Origin of the sequence: Desulfoluna spongiiphila (genome assembly GCF_900101345.1) — a bacterium.
In the GTDB taxonomy this organism is placed as follows: Bacteria; Desulfobacterota; Desulfobacteria; order Desulfobacterales; family Desulfolunaceae; genus Desulfoluna; species Desulfoluna spongiiphila.
This window is the reverse complement of the sequence record NZ_FMUX01000018.1, coordinates 90,081-116,571: the sequence shown is the minus strand read 5'-3', so window position 1 is coordinate 116,571 and position 26,491 is coordinate 90,081. Positions and strand designations below refer to the sequence as shown.

Annotated in this window: 22 protein-coding genes; 11 read left to right on the top strand and 11 right to left on the bottom strand. The window is 60.0% G+C overall.

From position 1 onward, the window contains the following. Nucleotides 1–84 precede the first annotated feature (84 nt). From floA to BLQ12_RS20305, 3 genes are all read left to right on the top strand, one after another. Nucleotides 85–1,071 (top strand): flotillin-like protein FloA, encoded by a 987-nt coding sequence (floA, locus tag BLQ12_RS20315; RefSeq protein WP_092213530.1) that lies wholly within the window; start codon nucleotides 85–87, stop codon nucleotides 1,069–1,071. Beyond that, the gene (locus tag BLQ12_RS20310; protein WP_092213528.1) at nucleotides 1,071–1,679 is read left to right on the top strand and encodes a hypothetical protein; all 609 of its coding nucleotides are present in this window, start codon (nucleotides 1,071–1,073) and stop codon (nucleotides 1,677–1,679) included. The genes floA and BLQ12_RS20310 overlap by 1 nt, the downstream gene beginning before the upstream one ends. 379 nt (nucleotides 1,680–2,058) lie before the next feature. Further along, nucleotides 2,059–2,952, top strand: coding sequence for a lysophospholipid acyltransferase family protein (locus BLQ12_RS20305; RefSeq protein ID WP_092213526.1), 894 nt, complete (start codon nucleotides 2,059–2,061; stop codon nucleotides 2,950–2,952). Between the two features lie 324 nt (nucleotides 2,953–3,276). Here BLQ12_RS20305 and BLQ12_RS20300 read toward each other — a convergent pair whose 3' ends face one another. The 5 genes from BLQ12_RS20300 to BLQ12_RS20280 form a co-directional block, all read right to left on the bottom strand. Then, nucleotides 3,277–4,182, bottom strand: a complete 906-nt coding sequence (locus BLQ12_RS20300; protein ID WP_175469971.1) for a hypothetical protein — start codon at nucleotides 4,180–4,182, stop codon at nucleotides 3,277–3,279. A gap of 7 nt (nucleotides 4,183–4,189) precedes the next feature. After that, complete coding sequence (locus BLQ12_RS27545; protein ID WP_175469970.1) at nucleotides 4,190–4,840, bottom strand: bifunctional 4-hydroxy-2-oxoglutarate aldolase/2-dehydro-3-deoxy-phosphogluconate aldolase; 651 nt, start codon at nucleotides 4,838–4,840, stop codon at nucleotides 4,190–4,192. A 328-nt stretch (nucleotides 4,841–5,168) separates the two neighbouring features. After that, nucleotides 5,169–6,122, bottom strand: a complete 954-nt coding sequence (locus BLQ12_RS20290; RefSeq protein WP_092213520.1) for a sugar kinase — start codon at nucleotides 6,120–6,122, stop codon at nucleotides 5,169–5,171. A 3-nt stretch (nucleotides 6,123–6,125) separates the two neighbouring features. Further along, nucleotides 6,126–6,752: a 2-dehydro-3-deoxy-6-phosphogalactonate aldolase gene (locus BLQ12_RS20285; RefSeq protein WP_092213518.1), complete on the bottom strand. Its 627-nt coding sequence runs from the start codon at nucleotides 6,750–6,752 to the stop codon at nucleotides 6,126–6,128. Next, a complete protein-coding gene (locus BLQ12_RS20280) occupies nucleotides 6,749–7,651 on the bottom strand; it encodes a 2-dehydro-3-deoxygalactonokinase (RefSeq protein ID WP_092213516.1) in 903 nt (300 codons plus the stop codon). The genes BLQ12_RS20285 and BLQ12_RS20280 overlap by 4 nt, the downstream gene beginning before the upstream one ends. 192 nt (nucleotides 7,652–7,843) lie before the next feature. On the opposite strand from BLQ12_RS20280, the gene dgoD reads away from it, so the two are divergent. From dgoD to BLQ12_RS20250, 6 genes are all read left to right on the top strand, one after another. Beyond that, on the top strand, nucleotides 7,844–8,992 hold the full coding sequence (dgoD, locus tag BLQ12_RS20275; protein ID WP_092213514.1) for a galactonate dehydratase: 1,149 nt from the start codon (nucleotides 7,844–7,846) through the stop codon (nucleotides 8,990–8,992). 10 nt (nucleotides 8,993–9,002) lie between these two features. Continuing rightward, nucleotides 9,003–11,177: a dihydroxy-acid dehydratase domain-containing protein gene (locus BLQ12_RS20270; RefSeq protein ID WP_092213512.1), complete on the top strand. Its 2,175-nt coding sequence runs from the start codon at nucleotides 9,003–9,005 to the stop codon at nucleotides 11,175–11,177. Nucleotides 11,178–11,319: 142 nt separating this feature from the next. Then, nucleotides 11,320–12,117 carry a FadR/GntR family transcriptional regulator gene (locus BLQ12_RS20265; protein ID WP_092213510.1) on the top strand — a complete coding sequence of 266 codons (798 nt, stop codon included), beginning with the start codon at nucleotides 11,320–11,322 and terminating at the stop codon, nucleotides 12,115–12,117. A gap of 136 nt (nucleotides 12,118–12,253) precedes the next feature. Beyond that, a complete protein-coding gene (locus BLQ12_RS20260) occupies nucleotides 12,254–13,273 on the top strand; it encodes a TRAP transporter substrate-binding protein (RefSeq protein WP_217640364.1) in 1,020 nt (339 codons plus the stop codon). A 102-nt stretch (nucleotides 13,274–13,375) separates the two neighbouring features. Continuing rightward, entirely contained in the window at nucleotides 13,376–13,948 is a 573-nt protein-coding gene (locus BLQ12_RS20255; protein WP_092213508.1) for a TRAP transporter small permease subunit, read from the top strand. A gap of 3 nt (nucleotides 13,949–13,951) precedes the next feature. Next, complete coding sequence (locus BLQ12_RS20250; RefSeq protein ID WP_092213506.1) at nucleotides 13,952–15,268, top strand: TRAP transporter large permease; 1,317 nt, start codon at nucleotides 13,952–13,954, stop codon at nucleotides 15,266–15,268. Nucleotides 15,269–15,565: 297 nt separating this feature from the next. Here the strand turns inward: BLQ12_RS20250 and BLQ12_RS20245 are convergent, their stop codons facing one another. The 3 genes from BLQ12_RS20245 to BLQ12_RS20235 form a co-directional block, all read right to left on the bottom strand. Then, nucleotides 15,566–16,780 carry an OmpP1/FadL family transporter gene (locus tag BLQ12_RS20245; protein ID WP_092213504.1) on the bottom strand — a complete coding sequence of 405 codons (1,215 nt, stop codon included), beginning with the start codon at nucleotides 16,778–16,780 and terminating at the stop codon, nucleotides 15,566–15,568. A gap of 305 nt (nucleotides 16,781–17,085) precedes the next feature. Continuing rightward, on the bottom strand, nucleotides 17,086–18,432 hold the full coding sequence (locus BLQ12_RS20240) for an acetyl-CoA hydrolase/transferase family protein (protein WP_092213502.1): 1,347 nt from the start codon (nucleotides 18,430–18,432) through the stop codon (nucleotides 17,086–17,088). A gap of 258 nt (nucleotides 18,433–18,690) precedes the next feature. Continuing rightward, complete coding sequence (locus BLQ12_RS20235) at nucleotides 18,691–20,388, bottom strand: sigma 54-interacting transcriptional regulator (RefSeq protein ID WP_175469969.1); 1,698 nt, start codon at nucleotides 20,386–20,388, stop codon at nucleotides 18,691–18,693. Nucleotides 20,389–21,121: 733 nt separating this feature from the next. On the opposite strand from BLQ12_RS20235, the gene BLQ12_RS20225 reads away from it, so the two are divergent. Further along, complete coding sequence (locus BLQ12_RS20225) at nucleotides 21,122–21,721, top strand: class I SAM-dependent methyltransferase (protein ID WP_175469968.1); 600 nt, start codon at nucleotides 21,122–21,124, stop codon at nucleotides 21,719–21,721. A 16-nt stretch (nucleotides 21,722–21,737) separates the two neighbouring features. Here the strand turns inward: BLQ12_RS20225 and BLQ12_RS20220 are convergent, their stop codons facing one another. Next, a complete protein-coding gene (locus BLQ12_RS20220; RefSeq protein WP_092213494.1) occupies nucleotides 21,738–22,544 on the bottom strand; it encodes a MerR family transcriptional regulator in 807 nt (268 codons plus the stop codon). A 555-nt stretch (nucleotides 22,545–23,099) separates the two neighbouring features. Here BLQ12_RS20220 and BLQ12_RS20215 point away from each other — a divergent pair. Beyond that, entirely contained in the window at nucleotides 23,100–24,443 is a 1,344-nt protein-coding gene (locus BLQ12_RS20215) for an MATE family efflux transporter (RefSeq protein WP_175469967.1), read from the top strand. Nucleotides 24,444–24,450: 7 nt separating this feature from the next. Here the strand turns inward: BLQ12_RS20215 and BLQ12_RS20210 are convergent, their stop codons facing one another. Together BLQ12_RS20210 and BLQ12_RS20205 are read right to left on the bottom strand one after the other, a co-directional pair. After that, nucleotides 24,451–25,770, bottom strand: coding sequence for a sensor histidine kinase (locus BLQ12_RS20210; protein WP_092213490.1), 1,320 nt, complete (start codon nucleotides 25,768–25,770; stop codon nucleotides 24,451–24,453). Beyond that, nucleotides 25,767–26,456 (bottom strand): response regulator transcription factor, encoded by a 690-nt coding sequence (locus tag BLQ12_RS20205; RefSeq protein ID WP_302846796.1) that lies wholly within the window; start codon nucleotides 26,454–26,456, stop codon nucleotides 25,767–25,769. Before BLQ12_RS20205 ends, BLQ12_RS20210 begins: the two co-directional genes overlap by 4 nt. Between the last annotated feature and the right edge of the window lie 35 nt (nucleotides 26,457–26,491).

Genomic DNA, 26,491 nt, shown 5'->3' with positions numbered 1-26,491 from the left:
CATAGAAGGCAAAAGGCTTTTGGAGTAACCCGGTCTTTCGGTTGTGGAAGGCCTTATAAATAACGTGTAAATCAGGAGAATTGAATGCCTCTAAACACGATTTTAACATTTGTTGTTCTGGCTATCGTGCTGGTGATTCTATTTGTCATCGCCTCCGCCATCAAGCTCTGGATTCAGGCTTTGGTGTCCGGTGCCCATGTGGGTATTCTGAATATCGTCTTCATGCGGTTCAGGAAAGTACCCCCCAAGCTCATCATCGAGTCCAAGATCATGGCCGTGAAGGCAGGTATCGACATCGACACCGACCTTCTGGAATCCCACTACCTGGCCGGGGGTAACCTGGCCCGTGTGGTCCAGGCCCTTATTGCGGCGGACAAGGCCAACATCGACCTGGAATTCAACCGGGCGGCTGCCATTGACCTGGCTGGCCGTGACGTGCTTGAAGCGGTTCAGATGAGCGTCAACCCCAAAGTGATCGAGACCCCGAAGATCGCCGCCATGGCCAAGGACGGGATCCAGCTGAAAGCTATTTCACGTGTGACGGTTCGTGCCAACATCGACCGTCTGGTGGGTGGTGCCGGAGCAGACACGATCCTTGCCCGCGTTGGCGAGGGCATCGTTTCCACCATCGGTTCCTCCGAGAACCACAAGCAGGTCCTGGAAAATCCGGACACCATCTCCAAGACCGTTCTTGCCAAGGGGCTCGATTCGGGGACGGCCTACGAGATTCTCTCCATCGACATCGCCGACGTGGACGTGGGCAAGAACATCGGCGCCGACCTTGAAACCGACCGCGCCGAAGCGGACAAGAAGATCGCCCAGGCCAAGGCCGAGGAGCGTCGTGCCATGGCCTATGCCGTGGAGCAGGAGATGACGGCCCGCGTGCAGGAGATGCAGGCCAAGGTGGTTGAAGCCGAGGCCCAGGTTCCCCTGGCCATGGCCGAAGCCTTCCGAAGCGGCAACTTGGGGATCATGGATTATTACAAAATGAAAAACATCATGGCCGATACCGATATGCGCAGCTCCATCGCCGGAGATGAGAAAGGACCGGATGATAAGGAGACCACCTGATGGGCGGCCTTAAGTTCCTGATCACCCTGGTTGTGATCTACCTGATCTTTCGATCCATCATGAGAAAGGTCCTCTCCTCTGTGAACTCTGAGGGAGGCGGCGCCCTGAAAGGCAAGCTGGGCGACGTCATCGAGCAGATGAAACAGGAGATGGAGAAGGCCCGGCTCGAGGCGGAACGGGAAGCGGCGGGTGAAGACGACGAGGACTTCATGGACGATGACCCCTGGGAGGAGCTCAGAGGGGGATCGGAGTCCTACCGGGAGGAGATCCTGGAGGAGGACAGCGTGATCTCCCAGGAGCGATGGGAGGCCGACGATGAAAGGCCCTCACTCCACGAACGGTGGGAGGAAGGGGATGACAGCCCCGCCCTCCATGAACGATGGAACGCCGAGGATGAGAGGCCGGACCTCCACGAACGCTGGGAGGCGACGGACGACTCAGCTTCCCTGTGGGACAGCCCGGAGGGGGGGCATAAAGCCAAAAGGGTATCACCAGAGGCTCGGACGGCTGCCATTCAACCCTGTGACTCCCGTCGAAAACACCGGATGCGCCTGAAAGAGGCGGTTATCTGGAAAGAAATTCTCGATCGGCCCGTGGGCCTGAGATGATAAACCCCATGACGCCTGGGTTCGGGATACTTCCCGGGCCCGGGCGTCATGGCTTCCATGGGGCTTCCCTATTGGGGAGACTCCGTACGAACCATCGCGGCCTGCTCCCGGCAGGCGTCATGTGTATAGACCCACCCCCTTTACCCTTCCATCGGTTTGAGCCTGATCCTTGGGCCGGCTTCTGTCCGCCTTCATCGAACACGTCAAGACGCTGTTTCCCATTGCAAAACCATGGACCCCACCGTATAGTTCCATATTCTTAGAAAAGTCGATTGGAGTGTGACGGCGTTGAGACGTCTGGCCCGTTTTTTTGCCGAGATGACAATGGGTTGGGCTGTATGGTGCCATGTATGACGACATCAGGGTGTGGACGTGACGTATGGAATTTCTGGTTTATAAAGTGATTCGACTGTTTTTTCTCCTGTTGGGGCTTATCCCTGAGACCGTGGCCGAGAAAATGGCCAACGGCATCGGCGGCGTCTGGTACCGTCGGGACAAGCGTCACCGTGAGGTGGCGATCAAGAACATGACCACCGCCTTCGGCAGGGAGATGTCGAAAGAGGAGATCCTGGCCCTGAGCCGAAGGGCGTTTAACCACGTTGCCCTGGTTCCTTTTGAGATGGGCCGAAGCCTCCGCTGGAACTGGCCGGAGCTCAGGGCCCGGTTTCGGATTTACGGGATTTTTCACCTGAAGGCGGCCCACGCAAAGGGCAAGGGCGTTCTGGTGCTCACCTGCCACATGGGGAACTGGGAATTTCTTCCCGTCTCCATGGGGGCCACGGGGTATCAGATCTCGGCGGTGTACCGTCCCCTGGACTTCAAGCCCATGGACCGGTTTATCCTGGAGATGCGGGAGCGCTTCGGCTGCCGTATGTACCCCACCAAAAAGGCGGTAAAGGGGATTTTCAAGGAGCTTGAGGAGGGCAACGCCGTGGGGCTGTTGAGCGACCAGAACGCCCCCAAGCCCCATCAGAGCGTGTTTGTGGACATGTTCGGCAAGACAGCCAGCGCCAACAACGGCATCGCCCAGCTGGCCCTCACCACCGGTGCCCCGGTGATCCCCTACTTCGTGGCCCGGGACGGCCGGTTCGTCCGGGGCGAGTTCGGCCCGGAGATTCCCCTGGTGAATACCGGTGATTTCGAGGCCGATGTCCGCACCAATACCCAGAACTTCAGCTACGCCATGGAAAAGATGGTCCGGAAATTCCCGGAGCAGTGGTTCTGGGTCCACAACCGCTGGAAGACCCGGCCCAAGGATGAAGCACAGGGGTAAGAGATGCCTCCGGCGGCCCTGCCGGGGGCTAAACTTTTAAAAAAGTTTAACAAACAGGCTTAAAAAAACAGATTCAGGCCGATCAGAATCAAAGGCGAATGTGATTTTCCCTGAGGAACGAAGGGGAAAGCGCATTCGCAACGTGCTTTCGAGGTGGCACACCTCGCCGCCGGAGGCATCGCTTTTGTTTTTTCCTGATCCCTTTTGACCCTATGGTTCATCTGACTTTAACCATAGAAGGCGTTTTTTTATAGTTTGTCGTCATAGATTTCATACAAAAGGCCCAGGCAGATCTTTCGAGATTTGCCTGGGCCTTTTTGTTTTTCAGCTGTGGGTGAGTGTTCGGGCGGCAAAGCGCAGGGGAATGAGGCAGAGAAAATAGGGGACGGCGTAGAGGGCGGCGGTGAGGGCTTCGGTGGGGCCCAGTTGTTCGGCGGCAAAGATCACGGCGATGGCGTTGTTCATGATGCCGCAGCCCAGGGCGGTGTTGAGCGCCGTGTCCGGGTCCTTCCGGTAGAGAAACAGGGGCAGGAAGAAGAAGAGCAGGGCGAGAAGGCTGGCGGCGCCCACGGTGCCGGTGAGGATCTCCGGGTGGTTGGCTACGGTTTCGCCGTAGCCGGAGAAGATCCCCATGTTTGTGATGACAAAGAGCAGGACCACGGCCGAGAACCGGTATTTCCGGCAGGGCTCGATGAGAATGGGGAGAAACCGCCGGGCCGTTTCTGCTGCGGTAAAGGGGATGAGGACCACCTCGGCCAGGAGGCGGATCATCTCCCAGAGGGAGACGTTGAGGGAGAGCCCGGCCAGGGTTTTGACGAGGAGGGGCAGGGTCAACGGCACCAGCAGGGAGGTGAAGAGGACCAGGGCCGTTGCAAAGGCGGCGCTCACCCCGTACATGGCGGCAAAGACGGGTCCTGCCACCCCGCAGCTCATGCCCCCTAAGAGCAGGGCGGAGAGGGCGTACCCGGGCAGGACCAGGCGGCAGAGCCCCCAGGCCAGGGCAGGCAGGAGGAGCATCTTGAAGAGGAGGAACCCGCAGGTGCGGGGGCCCTTTCCCCGGATCGAGCCCACCACCTCGGAGGGGCGAATGTCCAGGAAGTTGAAGAAGAGCACTCCCATCATGCATGCCTTGGGAAAGGGCGCAAAAATGGCGGTCTGCCCGGGGAAGAGCAGGCCTGCCGCCAGGGCGCCGAGGCAGGCCGTTACCATGATCCAGTCGTTTCGTGTCATGGGGTGGTTATATCCGTGCAGTCTTGATGGCGTCAAGGTAGCGCCGGGCCTGGGCCGCGATTTGAGTCTTGGTCGCGCCATCCACGACGGCGGGGACCAGGTCGGAGCCTGCGCCCACAAAGCGGGCCCCGTTTCTCAGGTAGGCCTCGGTGTTGTCCGGGGTGACGCCGCCGGTGGGGGCCACGGGAACCTGGGAGAGGGGGCCGGAGAGGTTTTTGATATAAGTGGGCCCGCCCATGGCCGTGGCCGGGAATATTTTCACCACATCGGCCCCTGCGCTCCAGGCGTTGAAAACCTCGGTGGGGGTGAGGGCGCCGCAGACCATGGCTACCCCTCGGGCCTTGCAGAGCTCGATGATCTCCGGCACGGTGATGGGGGTCACGATAAAATCACTTCCTGCCTCAAGGGCCTTTCTGCACTCCTCGCAGGTGGTGACGGTGCCCGCCCCCACAAGGCAATCCTTTCCATGTATCTCCTTCAGCCTTTTGATGACACCGGGGGCGTCGGGGACGCTGAAGGTCACCTCGGCCACGGGTACCCCGGCCTCTACGAGGGCTCCCACCGCCTCAACGGCATCCTCCTGGGTTCGGGTTCGAATCACCGGCACCAGGCCGATGGCCTCCACCTTTTTTATTATCTCTTCTTTTTTTCCAGTCACTTTTTTTCCTTTCGTCTCCGACGGCCAGGGGATGATCCCCTGGATCCCAGGTTGCGCCAGGTCTCCTTCCTCGTTCCTCGGGGTGAGACCTGGCGCGGGGTTTTTTAACAAAATGAGCGGTAACGATTCAGCTGCTAAAAAGCAGCCTCCGGCGGCAAGGTGTGCCACCTTGAAAGCTGGTCGCGGATGCACTTTGCCCCTCGTCCCTCGGGCCAAAGTACATCCGCCATTAAAGCGAAATTCGTTCGAACAGATTTTTTTTAAGACCTGTTTGTCAAACTTTTCAAAAGTTTGGCCCCCGGCAGGGCCGCCGGAGGCGTTTTTGCTGTCAGGTTTTTTTTGTGTCCCCTGCAAGGAGCTCTTCCACCTGCTCCCGGGTGGGGATGGGGCCCACGGCGCCCAGGCCTGTGGTGGTGAGGGCGGCGGCTGCCGCGGCGAACTGGCCGCATTGGGTCAGGGACCTGCCTTCGCTGTAGGCGGTGAGGAAGGCGCCGTCAAAGGTGTCTCCGGCCCCTGCCATGTCCACGGTCTCCACGGGAAAGATGTCGATTTTGCGGAAGTCTGCGGGTATCTCGCCACGCCGTGCGATGAGAGCGCCTTTGCGTCCCAGTTTCAGCACCACGATGGAGGGGCCCATGGCGAGGTAGGTGGTGACGATGGCGGTGGTGTCGCTGAGGCCGGTGAGGAGTTCCGCGTCTTCTAAGCTGGGCAGGAAGATGTCGCTCATGGACGCGGCCTGGTGGATCACGGCCCGGGCCCTGGGCAGGGGCCAGAGTTTGAGGCGAAGGTTGGGGTCGTAGCTGACGGTGACACCGGCGTCCCGGGCCGTTTCCATGGCTGCAAATACCGTGTCGCAGGCGCTTTCGCTGATGGCCTGGCTGATGCCCGAGGCGTGGAGAATTTTTGCTTCAGCAATAGCCTTTGGGGCCAGGTCACCGGGAGCCATGGCCGAGGCGGCGGAGCCCTTTCGGTAGTAGGTGAAGTGGTGGTCCCTGTCGTCCCGGTGGATGAAGTAGATGCCGGTGGGGGCGTCGGGGGTGCGGCTCACGAGGTGGGTGGCCACCCCGGCCTCTTCCCACATGGTCATGAGGGCGTCGCCAAAGGGGTCGTCCCCGATGCGGGTGATTATGGCGGCGGAGGCGCCTAATCGGGCGGCGGCCACCAGGGTGTTGGAGGTGTCTCCCCCGAAGCCGGGGGCAAAGTGGTTCACGGAGTGGATGGGACCCCTGGCTGTGGCGTTGAACTCCAGCATGGGCTCTCCGATGGCGAGGATGGCGGTCATGGATCAGGCTCCTTTGAGGGGGGCAAGGCTTTCGGCAAAGGCCCGGGCCCTGAGCGTCAGCTCATCAATGCCCATGCCTGCCTTGTACAGGGAGGAGCCGGTGCCGAAGGCCCGGGCCCCTGCCGCGTGGTAGGGCTGCCAGGTGTCCGGGGCGATGCCGCCCACGGGGATGAGGAGGGTCTCTTTGGGGAGTACCGCGCCCATGGCCGTGACGGCCTTGGGGGGAATCATCTCTGCGGGGAAGAGTTTTAATCCCGTGGCTCCGGCGTCCAGCGCGGTGAAGGCCTCGGTGACGGTGCCCACCCCCGGGGTGCAGGCCATGGACAGCTCTGAGGCGCGACGGATCACGGTCGTGTCTGTGTGGGGCATGACGATGAGGCGTCCCCCTGCCTCGGCCACGGCGTCCACCTCTTTGGGGGTGCGCACCGTGCCGGCGCCGATGGTGCAGGTCTCCCCCAGGTCATCGGCCAGGAGGCGGATGCTGGTGAAGGGGTCCGGGGAGTTCAAGGGGACCTCGATGGCACGGAACCCGGCGATCTTGAGGGCCCGGCCGGCGGCCACGGCCTCGTCGGGACGGATGCCGCGGAGGATGGCGATGAAAGGGAATTCGGTGAGGTGTCGGGTGATCATGATCTGCTCCTTTCCCGGAGGGTGGCAAGGCGGTAGAGACCCCGGGCGGCGGCCTCTTCGCCGCAGCGGGTGACCTGGATGCCGGCGGTTTCAAAGGCGAGTTCGTACAGGCGGCACAGGGAATCTCCCCCCACCAGGGTGAGGGCAGATGGGGTTCCGTAGCGCTGGAAGGCTTCCTTAAGCTCCGCGCCGATGAGAAGGCCGGAGAGGCGGTCGGCCACTTCGGACTCGGGGTAGCGGCCGTTGAGTACGTCGGACCGCAGGGCGAACAAAGGGTTCAGCATCCCGGATTCGCCGGTGAGGGCCTCGCCAACGGCCCGGGAAAAGAGGGCCTCGGAGACGGGGGCGCCCACCATGGTGCCGATGAGGGTGGCTGTTTTGACGGCGGAGAAGAGCTCGCCGGTGAGGTACGTGGAAAAATCGGTGACGGAGCCGTTTTTGACATGGGCCCATTTGGCGTGGGTGCCGGGAAGCACCACAAGGCCCGACGCGTTGTCGGCCAGGGCACCCAGGACCTGGGTCTCTTCCCCGCGCATGACGTCGGTGCGGGCCTGGGATTCAAAGCGCACCCCGGGGACGAGGAGAAGTTCTCTTTCGCCTGATGTCTCAAGGGAGGTGATGCCTGCTGCCAGGGCTTCTGCATGGGCTGGGCAGGGGGCGTAGGGCACTTCCCGCCAGCCGTTTTTGCTGCCGATCATGCCGCAGGCGATGAGGCGCGCCTCGGGGTATGCCGCCATCCAGTCCCCCACCATCCTGTGGAGTTCTTCGTCAAACCGGCCGTTGGGGACGGCGGTGATGCCCCGCCCCTGGTTGCGTGTCTCGGTGATGTGGCCTTCCCGATCCAGGCGCCAGGCCCGAAGGGAGGTGGTGCCCCAATCCAGGGCGATGATGTGGGTCATGGCCTGTCCTTATATTGCGATGGTGCTGCTGTGAATACTTTTGCGGTGGATAAGTATGATTTTTTCAGGAGCAAGTACGAAAAGACTTGTCTAAAAGTATGATTTTTGTCAAGCTAATTTTCATATTAATCAACCGTGCGGTTTCCCCCACGGCACACGGCTGGCTGACCAGAATTGTTCCAAGGAGTTGAGATGAAAGTTACGGGATTCGAGACGTTTATTGTGCCACCTCGCTGGATGTTCCTGAAAATCGAGACCGATGAGGGCGTGGTCGGCTGGGGTGAGCCGGTGCTTGAAGGCCGGGCTCACACAGTGGAAGCCGCCGTCCATGAACTGATGGATTACGTGGTGGGCAGGGATCCCGGACATGTGGAAGATATTTGGCAGACACTTTACCGTACCGGCTTTTACCGGGGCGGCCCCATCCTCATGAGCGCCATCGCAGGGATCGATCAGGCCCTCTGGGATATCAAGGGCAAGGCCCTGGGAGTGCCCGTCCACGAGATGCTGGGTGGGCCCTGCAGGGACAAGATGCGCGTCTATTCCTGGATTGGCGGTGACCGCCCCGCAGACACCGCCGCCCAGGCCAAAGCGGCCCAGGATCGGGGGTTCGAGGCCATCAAGATGAACGCCACGGCCGAACTCCAGATGGTGGACAGTTACAAAAAAATTGATGAGGTGGTGGCGCGGGTTGCCGCCATCCGCGAGGCCTGCGGCCCCTACTTCGGCATCGGGGTGGATTTTCACGGCCGGGTGCATCGGCCCATGGCGCGGATCCTGGCCAAGGAGCTGGAGCCCCAGCGCCTGATGTTCATCGAAGAGCCGGTTCTCTGCGAGCACATGGACGTCATGGCCGAGCTCCGCAAAAGCACCACCACACCCATCGCCACGGGGGAGCGTCTTTACAGCACCTACGATTTCCGTCGCCTCCTGGAGGCTCGGGCCGCCGACATCATCCAGCCCGATCTTTCCCACTGCGGGGGCATCACCGAGGGGCGCAAGATCGCGGCCATGGCCGAAGCCTTTGACGTGGCCATGGCACCCCACTGTCCCCTGGGCCCCATCGCCCTTGCTGCCTGCCTGCAGCTGGATGCGGTGAGCTACAACGCCTTCATCCAGGAGCAGAGCCTGGGCATCCATTACAACCAGGGCAGCGACATCCTCGATTACCTCACGGATCCCGGTGTCTTCGACTACAACGAGGGGTACGTGGCCATTCCCAAAGGCCCCGGCCTGGGCATCGAGATCAACGAGGCCGTGGTGCGCAAGCAGGCCGAGACCGGTCATCGCTGGCGGAACCCGGTGTGGCGCCACACCGACGGCTCGGTCTCCGAGTGGTAGGACAAGAGATATGACACCTTCAGAACGTACCCGTGCCATTCGTGACGAGTTTGCCCATCTGGTCATCGCCGAGGAGAAGAACCCCTACCGGGACTGCATCCAGGGGCTGGCCAACGAGCCCATCTGTGTCCTGGCCCTCTTAAAGGAGGCGGCGGAGCTCCTGGCTGCCGATCGACAGGAACGTACCCTCTCTCTGGTGACCCTGGATGAGATCGTGCTGCGCCTTGTGGAGAACCGTCCCCGTGTGGCCATTATTGCAGGTTCCATGGATCATCCGGCCCATCTGCTGGATCGCGAGCACGCCCTGAGGGCGGCGGTGCGTATCTGGGAAAACGGCGGGGTTCCCTTTCTTTTCGGCATTCCTGTGATCTGTGACGGCACCGCCCAGAACAACATCGGGCAGAGCTACTCTTTGGCCTCACGGAACCAGACCGCAGCCATGGTGAACGTGAATTTTGAAGGGCATTCGTACCATGCGGCCTGGGTGATCTCCGGCTGCGACAAGACCCCCTCGGGGATCCTTTCGGGCCTTGCCGCGGCAGACGTGGCCAGAAAGGCCGAAGGCCGGGGTGCGGCCCCGGTGTGGGCCCTCATGGCCCCCAGCCATGTGCTGCGGGGCGGCTCCATTCCCCGGGAGGCCTCTTCCCGCCTGGCGGCCCTGGCCGACAAGGCGATACGGGAAGGCCACGCCGAGCTGGGCCGCGATATCAAAGAGAACATGCGCTACATCCTTCAATGCTCCTCGGACGAGGCCTTTTTCGGGCATCTCCGGCGGGCCGTTGCCTTTGGCCTCACCACCGAGGCCGAGGCCCGTGATCTGTCCAACCGGCTTGCCTGCGCCACCTGCCATGAAAAGGGGGGCGTCTGTGCGTTCAACGGAACCGGCAATTCATCCCGTACCCTGGTCTGTGCCTTAGGGTTTACCCCACGGGAGCTGGAGTTGCTGACAGACGCCCCGGCGCAGGAGGTCATCGACGGCGCCATGGACGGATTTTTCCGGTGCTTTAACAAGCCGGAGTACCGGGTCACCGAGGTGCTGGGCCGAAACTTTGCCAACGCCGTGCGCATCCACAACACCACGGGCAGCTCCACCAACATCCTGCTTCACCTGCCCGCGGTGATGCGCCACGCCGGGTACGACGCCACCATTTTTGATTACGAACGCATCCAGAAAGAGACCCCGGTGCCCGAGCTCTTTGCCCACAGCCTCACCGAAGGGCGGGACACCTGGGAGCTGGCCTTGCAGTTTCACAAAGGTGCCCATCGGGGCATGGAGAGCCTCTTCAAGGCCTTAGGGGCCCTTCAGGTGCCCATGGACCTTGATGCCCCCACCATGGCCGGGATGACCTGGGGCCAGCGCATGGCCGATATGGAAGCCCCTGTCTCCGAGGACCTGGGGGAGAAGGCCATCATCCGGGAGACCCCGGTACGGGACATGTCCGGCACCCTGGTCCTTCGCGGCAACTTCATGAGTTCTGCCGTGGTGAAGGTGGCGGGCCTCACCGACGACCAGCGGGCACGCTTCAACAAGAAGTATTTTGTGGTGCGGTTCTACGAGAACGAGCACCTCTGCAACGCGGACATCGCCAACCCCGATTTGCCCGCTCTGTTGGACGCCATGCCGGTGATGACGGACGCCTTTGTGCGTCGTCTTGCCGATGCCAACGGGACCCCCTCTCCCGGAGGCGCCCTTGAGAGCGGGCTCTTTTTTGCCCTGGTCATCGCCGGCCAGGGGCCCAAAGCCTACGGCATGCCCGAGATGTTCGCCCCCTCCCAGAACATGCGTCACCACGCCACCCTGGAACGCAGCGCCATTTTGATCACCGACGGCCGCTACTCCGGGGTAACCAAGGGGCCCTGCATCGGTCACGTATCGCCCGAGGCCTTCGACGGCGGCGGCATCGGGGCGCTTCAGGACGGGGACATCCTCTGCCTGGACCTGGATACGGGACGCCTCGACCTCATGGACGGGGAGGCCTTTATAAAAGGAGAGGCCGTGCGGGAGGACCGGGAGATTGCGGCCCTGCGGGAGGACATGGTCACGGCGCGCAGGCAGCGCATGGAGACAAGGCAGCTGGAGATCGCCGCCACAAGCCTGATGGAGCGGACCTCCACCGCCGAAAAAGGGGTGGTTCCCGAGGCCGTGGACCGGCGGGCAACGCGACGGCTGCCCGGCCAGGGATGAATGAGGGATGGGTGATCCGGGGGTTTTCTGGTAAAAGAGGTCAGTGATCTGAGCGGACAGCCAGCCGCTGACATCATGGATTCCCCCTTGCGCATCGCAGGACGCGATGCCTTAACCCGCAACCCAAAGGACACAAGACCCTATGGAAGAGTACTTCTCAGATGGAGCCACTCTGCTTGCCCATGCCGATTCAGCCAGTCACCCCAAGGTACGCTGGATCGTCATTGAGCATTTTCTCCACCAGATTCTCTCGGGGAACATCAAAACCGGGGAAGCCCTTCCCCATGTCAACGATATCTGCGAACGGCTCCAGGTGAGCCGCACCGCGGTGAGGGAGGCCGTGGGGTTTCTTTCGGCCAAGGGGCTCCTTACAGCCAAGGCCGGAAGCGGCACGCGGGTTCGCCCCCTTGCCGAGTGGAGCCTCCTCGATACCGAGGTGATCTCCTGGCTCCGGGACAGCCGCATGAGCGTGGAGCTTCTGGAGCACATGCTGGAAGTGCGCATGATCCTGGAACCCGAGGCCGCGGCCCTGGCCTCGGTGCGTGCCACCACCGAGCAGATCCGGGCCATTGAAGACGCCTTGAAGGAGATGGAGACCGGGGAGACCCATCGCGGTCCCGAAAGCACCCAGGGCGACATCGATTTTCACACCCGCATCCTGGACGCCTCGGGCAACATCATCCTGGCCCGGATGCGGGCCCTTATCGGCATGTCCATCGAGCTCTCCGTGCGCCTGACCTTTACCCGGGTGCCCAGCATCAAAGAGAGCCTGGACGGCCACCGGAATATTCTGGATGCGATCCGTTCCCGGAACCCCGAGAAGGCGCGCAGCGCGGCGGCACGCGTGGTGTATTTTGCCGTCAGGGACCTGCGGGAGCTCAACATCCCCGTACGTCCCGACTCCCTTTATATCCTGACCAAAGGGGATACCAAGGGATGATTCCAAGACACAGTTCCCTTGGCGCCCCATGGCGCCGGGATGTGAGATAGACCTCAAATTATGGACTCCGCAGGTCCTCTTCAGGCATCGGCGCCTTTCGGACTCTTCGGACTCAGGTAACACCGTAGGAGGAATCATGATGTTTAAGAAACTGGCTACCATGATGATCACCGCCGCTGTCGCAGTTGGCTTTGCCATGCCATCTGCCGCTGCCAAGTTGGATTGGACCTTTCAGAGCTCGGACCGCCCCGGTATTTTTATGTACCAGATGGCCGAGGAGTTCTCCGGATGGGTCAACGAGATGTCCAAGGGAGAGATCAAGATCAACGTCGCACCCACGGGTTCCGTGGTTCAGTACAACGAGACCATGGAAGCGGTTGGTGCCGGCATCCTTCAGGGAGAGTTTACCGACCCCAGCTACTTTGCCGGTCAGGACCTGGCCTTCGGCGTCATCGGCAACACCGTGGGGGCGTGGGGGCATCCCTCCGAGGCTCTGAAGTTCATGCGCTACGGCGGTGGCATGGAGATCTTCCAGGAGCTGTACGACCGCTACAACGTCCATCTGGTGGGCGTGGTGGTCACCGGCGTGGAAGCCTTTGTCTCCAAAAAACCCCTGCGCGGTGTGGCCGACCTCAAGGGCCTGAAGATGCGCGCCCCCGAAGGGATGGTCCAGAACGTCTTTGCCGCAGCCGGTGCCGCCCCCGTGAACCTGCCCGGTTCCGAGGTGTACACCTCCCTTGAAAAAGGGGTCATCGACGCAGCGGATTTCTCCCTTTTCAGCGTCAACCAGAAGCAGGGCATGAACGATGTCGCCCGGTATCCTCTTTTCCCCGGTTTTCACTCCATGCCCCTTCAGGTGGTGACCCTGAACAAGGACATCTGGAACTCCCTGACGAAAAACCAGCAGACCATTCTGGAGACCGCTGTGTGGCGCCTTGCCACCGAGGTGGCCTGGCAGTATGAAATGCAGGACCTCGCCGCCGTAAAGGAAGCCAGGAGCCAGGGTATCGAAGTGATCAACTGGCCCGATGCCGAGCGCGCCAAATTCCGCAACATCGCTCGCGAGCAGTGGGACAAGGTGACCGGCAAGTCCCCCGTGGCCAAGAAGTACATCGCAGCTGTCGTCACGTACCTCTCCTCCCAGGGGTTGATGTAAGTCCATATCGGGGGCCGGGCCGCAAGGTCCGACCCCCGTTTTTGTTTCAGCCCCCTTTCTTGCGGGACCCCACTAATCAAACCCCAAGCGTGAGTGATCGTCATGACCCATCCCAACACGACCCCAGACCCGGACCATGCGCCGAAAACGGCCCTGGACCGGTTGATCGTCAAGATCGGAGACAGGCTTTCCTGGCTCTACTTTTTTGCCGTGGTGATCTCCGTAATCGAGGTCGTCATGCGCTACATCTTCAACAGCCCCACGGCGTGGGTGCATGAGACCACCCTCATGGTGGTGGGGCTCTGCATGCTCTGGGGCGGCACTTACTGCATGGCCGAAGACCGCCATATCCGGGTCTCGGTGGTGCGTGATCTCCTGCCGGATCGTGTGGGCAAGGTGTTCGATGTCTTGGTGGGCGTCCTCACCCTGTTTTTCTGTGGCGGGCTTGCCTATGCCGGCTACATCATGGTGGAGAAGGCCTTCTTCGATCCTGCCGGTAATTTCAGGGTGCTGCGGTCCGGTTCGGCCTTGAACTCACCGGCCCCGGCCGTGGTCAAGACCATGCTGTTTGTCGTGGTCGTGTTGATGACCCTGCAGTCGATTTTCCAGCTCATCGCCCGGATCAAGGCGTTAACCGAAGGATCCGAGTCAGATCCAAGCCAAGAGGAGAACTAGGGTATGTTTCATCTTTCGTCTCTCGGGGTCGAGGGAGGCACCTTCCTTCTCTTCGGATCCATGATTGTCCTGCTCCTGATGGGGCAGCCCCTGGCCTATCTCACCGGCCTTGTGGCCATGTTTTTCGCCATTGGCTGGTTCGGGCCCAATGTCCTTCCCCTTCTCACCAGCCGCATCTACAGCTTCGTGGGGGAGTACACCCTCATTGCGGTGCCCATGTTTGTCTTTATGGCAAGCCTGCTGGACAGCACAAACATCGCCAAGGACCTGTACAACGCCATGCAGGCCTTTGGCGGCCGCCTCAAGGGCGGTGTGGCTGTGCAGACCCTCATCGTGGCCGTGTTTCTGGCTGCCATGAGCGGGATCATCGGCGGGGAGACCGTGCTTCTGGGCATGCTGGCCCTGCCCCAGATGCTGCGTTTGGGCTATGACAAGAAGCTGGCCATCGGCACGGTGTGCGCCGGGGGCAGCCTGGGCACCATGGTGCCCCCCAGCATCGTATTGATCATTTATGGCCTCACGGCAAGCGTCTCCATCGGCGACCTTTTTGCCGGGGCCGTGGTTCCTGCCCTGATGCTGGCCGGGTTTTACATGGCCTACATCCTCATCCGGTGCCACCTCAACCCCAACCTGGGGCCCAGCGGCATGCCCGCGGACACCGGAAAACCGAAAAAGAAGATGCTCCTGGATATCCTGGCGCCGGGCCTCATCGTTCTCTGCGTTCTGGGAAGTATCTACGGCGGGATTGCTTCGGTAACCGAAGCGGCCAGCGTGGGAGTTGCCTCGGTGATGATCCTCTCGGCCTTCCGTCGGGAGCTGAACCTCGGCGTCATTCAGCAGAGCCTCCGGCAGACCATGCGCACCTGCGGCATGATCATCTGGATCGGGATCTCGGCCAGCGCCCTCATCGGTATCTACAACCTCATGGGCGGCAACCGGTTCGTAAAGTCCGCCATCCTGGGCCTGGACGTGGCTCCGGTGGTGATCATCTTCGTGATGATGCTGATCCTGATTTTTCTGGGGATGTTCATGGACTGGATCGGGGTGGCCCTTCTGACCATGCCCATTTTTGTGCCCATCATCACCGGCCTGGGTTACGACCCGGTGTGGTTCGGGGTACTCTTCTGCATGAACATGCAGGTCTCCTTTTTAAGCCCCCCCTTCGGACCGGCCGCCTTCTATCTCAAGAGCGTGGCCCCACCGGAGGTCACCCTGGTGGATATCTTCAAGTCTGTCTGGCCCTTTATTCTCATGCAGCTCCTGGCCCTGGGCCTTCTCATTGCCTTCCCCCAGCTTGCCCTCTGGCTGCCCAACCTGTAGCCCGCAAAAAGGGCTCCCAGACCGCCCTTTTTCTATCCCCGGCTGCGGGTGACTGAGAATCAAAAAACGCCTTCGGAGTATATTCCGAAGGCGTTTTTTTATACCTGTCGGCTGGTGAGACCGAGGGCCAGGTATGAGGGTGGACGGTGTGGCTTTGTCTTAGGGCCATGCCAAGAATAAATTACACATGACGGGATCATCCCATAAATCCTCAGCATGATTTTTTGATCGTTGCTTCGACACATAACGAATTTGAGGCGAAGTGTCGTTATGTATTATTATTTTAGGGCATAGCCCTTATCTGAAGGCGTACTGGACGCCTATACCGATGATCCAGAGATCCTTTTCATAGGTGATGCCGCGGCTGTCGGTGTCGTCCTCGTAAAAGAGCTTGGTGGCCCCCACGTTGAACCGGAGTCCTTCAACGGGTTCGGCCATGAACCCTGCGGAGATACCGTGGTAGACGTTTTTGGAGAGGGCCGTGCTGTAGTTTTCGGGGTCCACGCCGGCATTGGAGTAGGAGTAGCCCGCGCTCACCGCAAAACCGGGGGTAACGGCGTATTCGAAGGCACAGGCAACCTCCACCCCGTTGTCCAGGCCCTCTTCGGCCCCTTCCCAGTCGATGTCGTCATGCCATGCGTAGCTTACGTCCGTGGCCAGGGTGAGGGCCTCGGTGGCCTTCCAGGAGACGCCCAGGGCGGTCATGGCGGGGAAGTCCTTCCGGGTTGTGTGGCCCTTTTGGCCCAGGGTAGGGGCCATGGCCTCTGCAGCGCTGCCGTCGATTTTGTCCACCTCCCACTCCACCCGGGTGCGGAACTCGTGGCGAAATCCAATGTTGACGGTGGGGCTGGGGGTGTAGTTCAGACCGATGATGGGGGCAACCCCCGTGCCGGTCTTCTCATAGTCCAAGACCCGGCCCTCGTCGATTTCATAGGTGTTGGTTCCGTAGACCAGGCGGCCGGTCAGGGACAGGGAGAGGGTGTCGCTCACGGCACAGGCCCCGCCCACGTAGGCCCCGACCCAGGCCGAGGCCACCTCCTCTGTCAGGATGGGACCGGGTTTTCCCATGGCCTTGAGGCCCGCCAGCTGGGTGACGGTGAGGCCGGATGCCTTGTCCAGTATCATGCCGTTTTCATACTCCAGGGCACCTCCCCCGCCGATGACCCCGAAGCCTGCAAACCCGCTCCATTTTTTGCTGTTTTTCACGGCAAAGAGATTCGGAACCACCGTGGTGAGGGTGGTGGTCTCGTGCCTCACCCCGTCCTTGGTGTGGCTGTACTCCTTGGGCAGGAACTGGTTGCCTGCCATGATAAAGGTGCCCTCGCCCAGCCGGATGGTGCCGGCCGGGTTGTAGAGGACCGCGTCCACGGAGTCGGTGGCAGCCACCCGGGCGGGCATGCGGGTCCAGTCCGCACTCAGGTTCGTGTTGTTCTCAATGAGGGTCGCCCCGGCCGTTGACGAGAGAGCCATTCCCGTGAGGAAGGCCAGAAGGGCTTTCATGCGGTATGTCATGTGGTGCTCCTTAATTTGTGCAAAATGATGCCTCCGGCGGGTCGCTTCTTGAAAACCTTACGCCTAAGCGCGATCTACCGGATAATGGGCCTGGTTTCCCTTATCCAGCTGTCATAAATCTCGCATCGGCAGGAAGGCTACGGCGCGACCAGCCGTAAAAACGTTCCGATTGCTTGTTCGATAAAGTGAATACAGTCGGAAAACAGGCACCTTTGGATGGAACGAAGAATACCTTAAAACCTGTTTGTCAAACTTTTCAAAAGTTTGGCCCCCGGCAGGGCCGCCAGAGGCAAACTGCTTTTTTGTTATTTTTTGTTGGAGTTCCGCCAGATCTTCATGGCTTCCGCCTCTTTGATGAGATTTTCCCGGAAATCGGGGTGGGCAATGCTGATCATCAGCTCGGCCCGTTTCCAGGTGGACTGTGCCCGTACCTGCACGGCCCCGTATTCCGTGACCACGTAGTCGGTCATATGCCGGGGGATGGTGGTGATGGAGCCCGGGGCGAAGGTGGGCAGGATGCGGGACTGGAGCTCTCCTTTGGAATTGGTGAAGGTGGAGGTGAGGCAGATAAAGCTTTTGCCCCCTTTGGACCACTGGGAGCCGATGACAAAGTCCCACATGCCTCCATTACCCGAGACCTGATTGGTGCCCAGGCTTTCGGCGTTCACCTGGGTGTAGAGGTCCACCTGCAGGGCGTTGTTGATGGAGATGAAGTTGTCGAGCTGGGCGATGACCCGGGGATCATTGGTGTAGTCTGCCGGGTAGGAGGCCGCGGCCGGGTTGTTGTCCACGAAGTCGTAGAGGCGCTTGGAGCCCATGGCAAAGGTGTAGGGAACCCGGTATCGGTCCAGGCTTTTCTTGGAGCCGTTCATGCGCCCGGATTCGATCATGTCCACGTAGGCGTCGGAGAGCATCTCGGTGTGTCCGCCTAAGTTTTTCAGGTCGGACTGGGCGATGATCTTGCCCACGGCGTTGGGCATCCCGCCGATGCCGAGCTGGATGCACGAGCCGTCTTTGATGTGGTCCACGATGAGCTCGGCGATGGTGCGTTCCTGCTCGTTGGGCTCGGGGCTGGGCAGATCGGCCAGGGCGAGATCGGCGGGGGCTTCCACCACATAATTCACGGCGGAGATGTGGACCGCCTCTTCGGCACCGCCCGGGCAGACGGGCAGGTTGGGGTTGACCTCCACGATGACGCAGTCCGACTCTTCCATGGCCGCCAGGGTGGCGGAGTTGTGGAGGCCCAGGTTGAAGTAGCCGTGGGCGTCCATGGGGCAGACCGTGCAGATCACGACGTTGCGGTGGGGGGCCACGCCCTCCCGGAACCAGGAGGGGGCCTGGTGATACATGATGGGGTAGTAGAATCCCACGTTGAAGTCCCGCTGAAGCACCCGGGAGATCTTGCTGAACTGGAGGTCGTGGTAGACAAAGCTTTCGGGGTGCTTGACCACCTCGGGCACCGGGGGCAGGGTAACGGCCACATGGATCTCCACGTCACGGAGTTCTTCATGGCGTGCCGCAAGGGCGATGTCACACACAACGGGCTTGCCGTTGAAGAATCCGTAATCCACCACGTCACCTGATTTGATGACCTTCACCGCCTCCTCGGCGGGCACACATTTTTGGCTGTACTCTCTGCTGAACCGGCTCATACTCCTCCTTTGCACCGTCAAAACCTGAAACACCATATTTTCTCAACTGTGAATCATGTTTTTATGAGCAAGAGAGGTGCCAATTTGGAGAACGATACGTATCACTCAGCAAAACAAAGGGATATGCCCTTGCGGGGCCGAGTCGGCCTGGGAGTGACAAACGTGGCATCGGTGCCACGTTAGATCGGTGGATAGGGTCCAACTGTTTGAAATTGTGAGGAGTTGGAGCGTGCGTGGCAAAAATGCCACGTCGAGGGGCTATTCGATTCCGTACCCTTTGAGTTTACGGAACAAGGTCTTCCGGTGCAGGCCGAGGAGCTCTGCGGCCCGGGCCTTTTTCCAGCGTGTTGCCTCCAGGGTTCGCAGGATATGCGCTTTTTCAGCCTCGGCAAGGACCTCGCTGAGGGGCCTGGGGGTTCCCTTCTCCCGGGGCTCCGGGGGCAGGTCTGCATGTGTTGCCGGAGCCGGCAGGTCGATGCGGTTCATGGTGATGTACCGATGGACCACGTTCTGGAGTTCCCGGATGTTTCCCGGCCAGTGGTGGGCCTGGAGCCGGCTCATGACATGGGAGGGGATCACGGGCAGCTGATCCCCGGTGCCCAGTTTTTCAAGGAAGTGGTGGATGAGAAAGGGGAGGTCTTCGAGGCGGTCCCGCAAGGGGGGCAGGGTGACGGGAATGACGCTGATGCGGTAGAAGAAATCCTCGCGCATGCGGCCGCGCTTGACGAGCTCTTCCGGGTTTTTGTTGGTGGCGGCGATGATGCGGATGTCCGGGTAAACAGGTTCGCGGCCCCCCACAGGGAGGAAGCCGCCCCCTTCGATGGCGCGCAGGAGTTTGGCCTGCATGTTGAGATCGATCTCTCCCAGCTCGTCCATGAACAGGGTACCGCGGTCGGCCAGCTCCAGGAGCCCTTTCTTGTCCCGGTCCGCCCCTGAAAAGGCCCCCTTTTTGTAGCCGAAGAATTCGCTCTCCATGAGCTTTTCGGGAATGGCCGCGCAGTTTACGGGCACGAATTTTCCCCCGGCTCGATCGCTCAGGTCGTGGATCGCCTTGGAGACCAGCTCCTTTCCCGTGCCGGATTCCCCGTAGACAATGACATGGGCCGAGGTGCGGGAGGCCTTGAGGATGGTCTCCAGGACCTCCTGCATGGGTTTGCTCCGGCCGATGATGGTCCCCATGGCGTGGGACTGCTTGACCCGGGTCTCCAGGTGCTGGAGGCGCTCGGTGAGGGCGCGCTCCTGGCGTTTTCGTTCCGTGATGTTGCGAAGGATCCCCAGCACCTCGCTGCCTGCAAGGGCGATGATCCGAGCCTCGTACCATTGGGTGCCACGCACCTCCGCCCATTTGAACTCAAAACGCTGGACCGTGTGGTGGGCCAGGGCCTGGCCGATGGCGGCCATGGCCTCTTCGAACTTCTCCCGGGGGAGAAAGTCGGAGAGGTGGCTGCCGGCGTAAGGGGCTTTTCCCTTGACCATGGTGCCCTCCGGGCCCTTGTAGGTGGTGATGCGACCGCTTTCCATGATGCGGATGATGGTGTCGGGGATGGCGTTTAAGATGCCCCGGGTCACTTTTTCGCTCTCCTGGAGGGCCTCCTGGGCCCGCACCCGTTCGGTGATGTTGTTAAAGAAGGTAAGGCTTGCGGGGCGCCCGCCCCAGAGGATCTCGATGGCGTGGATTTCGAACCAGACGATGTCTCCGTCTTTGGTGATGAGGCGAAACGGGTAGACCTGGGGCACGGGCTCGTGGTTCATCCGCTTTCGGTAGCGACTGTCCACCAGGGCCACGTCATCCGGGTGGACAAAGTCCCCGTAGGGACGGTCAACCAGTTCCTGTGCTGCGTACCGCAGGACCTTGACGGCATTTGCGTTGACGTTTCGAATGATGCCGTCCTGAAGCACGATGATGGCGTCGCTCGAGTTTTCGAAAAGGGGAAGGTTGTCCGTCTCAAAGCCCATGGCACTGCTCCGTCTGCTGGTCATCCACGTGGAAAGGGGTACCCCCGAGACCTACTAAATGGCGGGTCATAAGGAAAGGGTGTTCTTGAAAGGGGATCTGAAATGTACAGTTTTTGCCGGAAAAATGAAGATAAACGATCGTTCGGTTTTTCGTCTGTGTGGATATCTGATCCAATTTTATGGGATGAAACAGTGGGGATTAAGACGCTTGTCTTTCGGTGATTTTGCCCCATGGAAGATGGCTTTGGGAAAACCGGTCAAGAGCTCTCATCCACAGATAATGCCCGGTTTATTAAAATAAGCGAACATTCGTTTAAAAGAGGTTGCCTGAAATATTCAAAGGGCTTGGGAGGGGCCTGGTGTCCTTGCCAGAAGGGTTGGGGTGCCGGCTTTGGGGGGAGGAGAAAGGGACGGGTGGGCACCGTTTATTTTCATGGGGTGCCGTGGATGCCAAGGGGGAATCCGGTGCGAGGAAAAAACGGCCAGAACGTTTTGGGCAATTTCACGGATAAATGAATGCTCGTTTGGCCGCTTCGGATGATAACTTCTTTTTTAACTCAGGCAGGCAACCCTTGCCTTTAATCCTCTGGAAGCTATAGAAGAAGGTGGCCCCTTCGGGGCGACGACCGGCCCTTTATGTGTGAGGCAGGGATGCCTTATCAGGAACTGATTTAATAAATAAATGTTCGTTTGCTTAAAAAGACAAGAAACAAGCATGTTGGGAGCCTTTGCCATGGACGACAGCACACGGGACTATTACGAGCAGGAGGCGCGCCGGTTCTTCGACGCCACCGTGAACATCGACCCCACCCCCATTCTCAACCCCCTGGCCGAGGCCCTTTCCCCCGGCGCCAGGATCCTTGATATCGGCTGCGGCTCCGGCCGGGATCTCCTCTGGTTGAAAAATCGTGGTTTTTTCCCCCACGGTCTGGAGCCCTCCCCCGCCCTGGCCGCCCTGGCAGAAACCCATTCGGGCTGTCCTGTCACCGTCGGGGAGCTCACCACCACCGATCTCCTGGACAGATCCTGGGACGGTATCCTCGTCTCAGGGGTTCTGGTCCACCTTCCCCACGAAGCGGTTCCCGCTCATCTTGCCCGCCTGGCAAGGGCCCTGGCCAACGACGGTCGCCTGTATGTTTCGCTGAAGGAGGGCGAAGGGGCCGGTGCCGATGCCGACCATCGCTCCTTTTATTACTGGCAGGATGACGACTTCAGGCGGGTTGCCCAAGGGGCCGGCCTTACGGTTCTCTCCATGTCCCGGTCCGCGTCGGCACGGGGCAACGCGGATATCTGGCTGGGGTATCTGTTGGATGCGAAAGGGGGAAAGCCATAAGAGGCGTTCTGATGACTTACGGGGAAGGCATTTTGGTCACCGGCATGCGGATCTCAATGAGGTAATCGTCCTCACTGGGGACGGCCAGGGAGTCCAGGAGGACCTTTTCAATGGCTGTGTCGCCGGTTGTGTACCCTTGCCGGGCGATATACGCCCACAGCTTTGCCCTGGACTGGGGGAGTTCATCAAAGCGGCCCTTGTGGTAGAAATAGGCATACTCTCCCGCCGGAATGCTGGTCCCGGTGGTGGCGGGAACGTGGAGGGCGACGCTTTGAAAGCGCTCTTGTGTGTCCGGGGAGACCTCAACGCAGGTCAGCAACTGGTGGAATTCTGTCTGGTCGTCGCCACGGGTGGCTTGGAAAAGCTCCTTGATGGCAAGCTCCAGGGCGTAAAGGTCATGGGGGGTCTCCACTGGTTTCCGGACAACATGCATGGTGTCGAACCACCGGATGCCCATGTCCATGGGAACGATGGTTCGCTGGCTTTTCAGGGCGGTGATGATGGAGGTCAGGCGGCCCTGGGTCCGCTTGATTTCAAGGATTTTTTCCTGGATCACCGCCTCCTGGCCTTCCAGGATGTCGATGCGTTCGTCAATGGATCCTTTGGTCAGGTAGGTTTTGATCTCCCCAAGTTTCATCCCCAGGCTTTTTAAGCAGAGAATCACGTCCAGATCTTCAAACTGGTCCAGGGTGTAGTACCGGTAGCCCGTCCTGCTGTGGACTTTGCTGGGCTTAAAGAGGCCGATCTTGTCGTAGTGCAGGAGGCTTTGCTTCGATATGTTGTGCAGCCTCGCCATCTCTCCGGCCATAAATCTTACCTTCATGACGCCTCCCTTTTTTTTCTTGACCCTATAGTTACTATATACCTTAAGAGATGACCATTTTCACATCGTAATTTTTCAGCTTAATGCCTTCGCTGCCCTTGCCCCCGGAGGCAGTTCGGTTAAAAATGCCTCCGGCGGCCCTGCCGGGGGCTAAACTTTTGAAAAGTTTAACAAACAGGTTTTGAAAAACAGGTTCAGTTTAATTTGAATGAAAGGCGACTGTGCTCTCAAGGTGGCACACCTTTTTGAACCCGGTTAAAGATGCCTCCGGCGGCCCTGACGGGGGGCAAGCTTTTGAAAAGTTTGATAAACAGGTTTTAAAAAACAGATTCAGTTAAATCTGAATGAAAGGCGAATGTGATTTTCCCTGAGGAACGAAGGGGAAAGGGCATTCGCAACCTGCTTTCAAGGTGGCACACCTTGCCGCCGGAGGCTTTTTTGGTTTTTTTTCTCTGTGACCATAGAAGGCAGCCTTTTAGCAGATGGCGCGTTACTCGACATACATTCATGAGAGCGAAGAGCGAGATGGAAGAGCATTTTAAAAGAGAGTGGAGCATGGGTGATTTCCTCCGGTTTGTCACCCCGTCTATATTGAGCATTATCACCATTTCCCTGTACATGGTGGTGGATGGGCTGTTTGTCTCCCGTTACATCGGGTCCCTTGCCCTGGCTGCCATGAACATCATCATGCCCTTGTTCAGTTTCTGCTTCGGCATCGGCATCATGGTGGCTGCCGGGTCCAGCGCCATCATCGGCATTGAGCTGGGGGAGGGACACCGGGATCGGGCCAACCGGCATTTTTCCCTGGCGTTCGTGAGTCTTGTGGTGGTGGCTGTGGCGATTCTCGTGTTGCTGAAGGGGGTGGGGGTGGAGCGGATCTCCCGGCTCCTTGGGGCCACGGATACCCTGCTTCCTTACTGCAGCGTCTACCTCAAGGCCTTTGGGGCGGGGCTTGCTGCCGTGGTGCTTCAGATTTTTTTCGAGTTTTTTATCCGACTGGACGGAAAGCCTGTGTGGGCCTTTTACATCACCCTGGCCGGCGGGTTCACCAACATCCTTCTCGATTATCTTTTGATCGTGCGCCTGGACATGGGGCTCCACGGTGCGGGCGTGGCCTCGGCCACCGGCATCGGGCTCTCCGGGGTGATCGGGGCCTTCTATTTCTTGAAGCGGTCTGTTTCCCTTACCTTCACCCGTCCGAAGCTTGATGTCCTGTTTCTCCGGAACACCGTCCTGAATGGTTCTTCGGAGATGGTCTCCGAGATCGCCAGCGGGGTAAAAACCCTGGTCTTCAACCTGGTGATCATCACGTATGCCGGAGAGAAGGGCGTGGCGGCCCTTTCCATCATCATGTACCTCTACTTTCTGCTCTCCTCCCTGTACATCGGGCTCAGCATGGGGGTGGCTCCGGTTCTCAGCTTTAACTACGGTGCCCGGAACGTTGAGAAGCTCAAGGGGCTCATTGCCCACTCCTGCCGGGTCATCGGGGTGACCTCCCTGGCCACCTTTGTGTTCACCTGGGTGTGGGGCGGGCAGGTGATCCGCCTGTTTGCCGAGGGACAGCCCGAGGTGACGGCCCTTGCCCAAGGGGGCCTTAGGATCGTTGCCTTCACGTTTTTGTTAAACGGGATTTCCATTTTTTGTTCGGCTTTTTTTACCTCGGTGAACAACGGAAAGATTTCCGCGCTCCTCACCTTTTTACGGACCTTCGTCTTTACCCTGGGGTTTGTCTGGCTGCTTCCCCCCATGCTGGGGATTTCCGGGATCTGGCTCTCGGTGCCCGCAGCGGAGCTGGCCACCCTTGCTGTAAGCCTTTGGTTTGCCCGAGCCTATCGAGGGGTCTACCTCTCCCCGGGATGTGGCCGCGAGGCGGTTACGGTAGGTGTCTCCAAGGCGTGACCCGGGCTCAGAAGGTGATGCGAATCCGGGTCCCACCGGCCCGGGAGGAGATGGCGAGGTCCCAGCCTGCCTGGTCGCAGACCCGTTTGACGATGGACAGGCCGATACCGTGGCCCTGGCTTGCCTCGCATTTGACGAAGGGGTCGGTGATCTGGTCGATGATGGTGGGGTCAATGCCCGGTCCCGTATCTTCCACCTCAAACCATGCAGGTTCAAGCCGTGCGGTGACGGTGCCCTCCCGTGTGTAGGTGCAGGCGTTGCGGATGAGGTTGGAGACGGCCATCTTGAAATCGGGTCCCGACACATCAAGGGCCGGATCACCGGTGCATTGGAAGGAGAGGATGACGCCTTTTCCCTCCACGAGATAGCTGCTCTCCTGGATGGCCTGTTCCACCAGGGGGCGAGCCGCAAAGGATTCGGCACCCATGGCGGTCTCCTCCCGAGCCTTCAGCAGCAGGCTTTCGATGAGGGCTTCCATTTCGGAGACGGAGCGTTCGATGCGTTTCAGCGGGCGCCGGATGTTTTTTTTGTCTTTTTCTGTGAGCTGGTCCATGAGCTCCACTGCCCCTTTGATAACGGTGACAGGGGTCCGGAGTTCATGGCTGGCATCCCGGGTGAACTGCTGCTCCCGTTCGATGAAGGCCCGGATGCGCTTGTTGGTGCTGTCCATGGCCCGGGCCAGGGCCCCTACTTCGTCGTGGGCGTATTCTTCGGCAAACCCCACGGGCAGGTCCTCGGGCCTGGAACGGCTGGTCCGCTCTATGAGTCTGAACAGGGGGTGGATCAGCAGGTGGGCGTTGGCAAAGCCCACGATAATGCTCAGGGCCGCCGCCACGAAAAAGCCGTATCGAAACACACGATCTATCTGTTCATGGAGGCCGAACCGTGCCTCAAATCCCCCGTCATCCACGATGAAGTAGAGTTTTTTCTCTTGTTCCGGCAGGCTGCGGATGAGGTACCTGTGGAAGGCCGGGCCCCCGAGCCCGTCCGAACCGTTGGAAAAGTAAGTCCCGTCCGGAAGCCCCCGGAGCAGGTCCCGAACGTTGGGGGGGACGTCTTCGATATCATCATAAATATTGATGAACAGGCTTCTGGTGAGAAAGGGGGCCTTTTGGCGGGCGTAGTTGTCCAGGTAGTTTTTGATCTCCTCCTGGACACGGAAGTTTTCCATTTTGGAATGGATGCGGCGCATCTGGTGGGAGACGGCCAGGCCGTACCCCAGGGTGAGCAGGGAGCCGAAGAGCACAAAGGAGAGAAAGACCCGAAACGCATGGGTTTTGAAAAACCTTGGTTTGAGTTCCATGGGCGGGTGTCGATGGCGCGTCATGAGGTTGCCTCCACCCGGTACCCGATACCGTGGAGGGTATGGAGCAGCGGAGCGTTGAAGGGTTTGTCGATTTTGGTGCGCAGGGTGTAGAGGTGGGACCTCAGGGCATCGCTTCCCGGCGGGGTGTCCCCCCAGAGGGCATGCTCCAGCTCCCTGCGGGTGACCACATGGGGGGAGGCCTCCATGAGGTGCTTCAAAATGGTGAGGCAGGTGTGGTTCAGCTCGATTTCGCGGCCCTGCCGGTGCGCCTTCAGGGTGGCCGTGTCCAGGGTGAGGTCTCCGACCTGGAGCAGGGCGGTTGAGGGCTTGCTGTTTCGCCGGGAAAGGGCCAGCACCCGTGCAGCCAGCTCTTCCAGGGCAAAGGGTTTGACCAGGTAGTCGTCGGCCCCGGTGTCAAATCCGATCAGCTTGTCGTCCAGGGTGTCCCGGGCGGTAAGCATGAGGACAGGGGTTGTTTTCCCCCCTTCCTGCCGGAGTTTGGCGCAGAGGGTCAGGCCGTCCATGCCGGGGAGCATCAGGTCCAGGATGATCACGTCGTAGGTTCCGGTGAGGGCCAGGTGCAGGCCGGTGATGCCGTCCATGGCAAAGTCGGTGACGTGGCCGCGGGCGTCGAAGTAGTCGCCGATATTTTCGGCAATGTCCCGGTTGTCCTCAATGATCAGGATGCGCAACGCGTTTTGTGTCATGTCCGTGCCCTTTCAGCGAGGTGAGCCACCTCGAA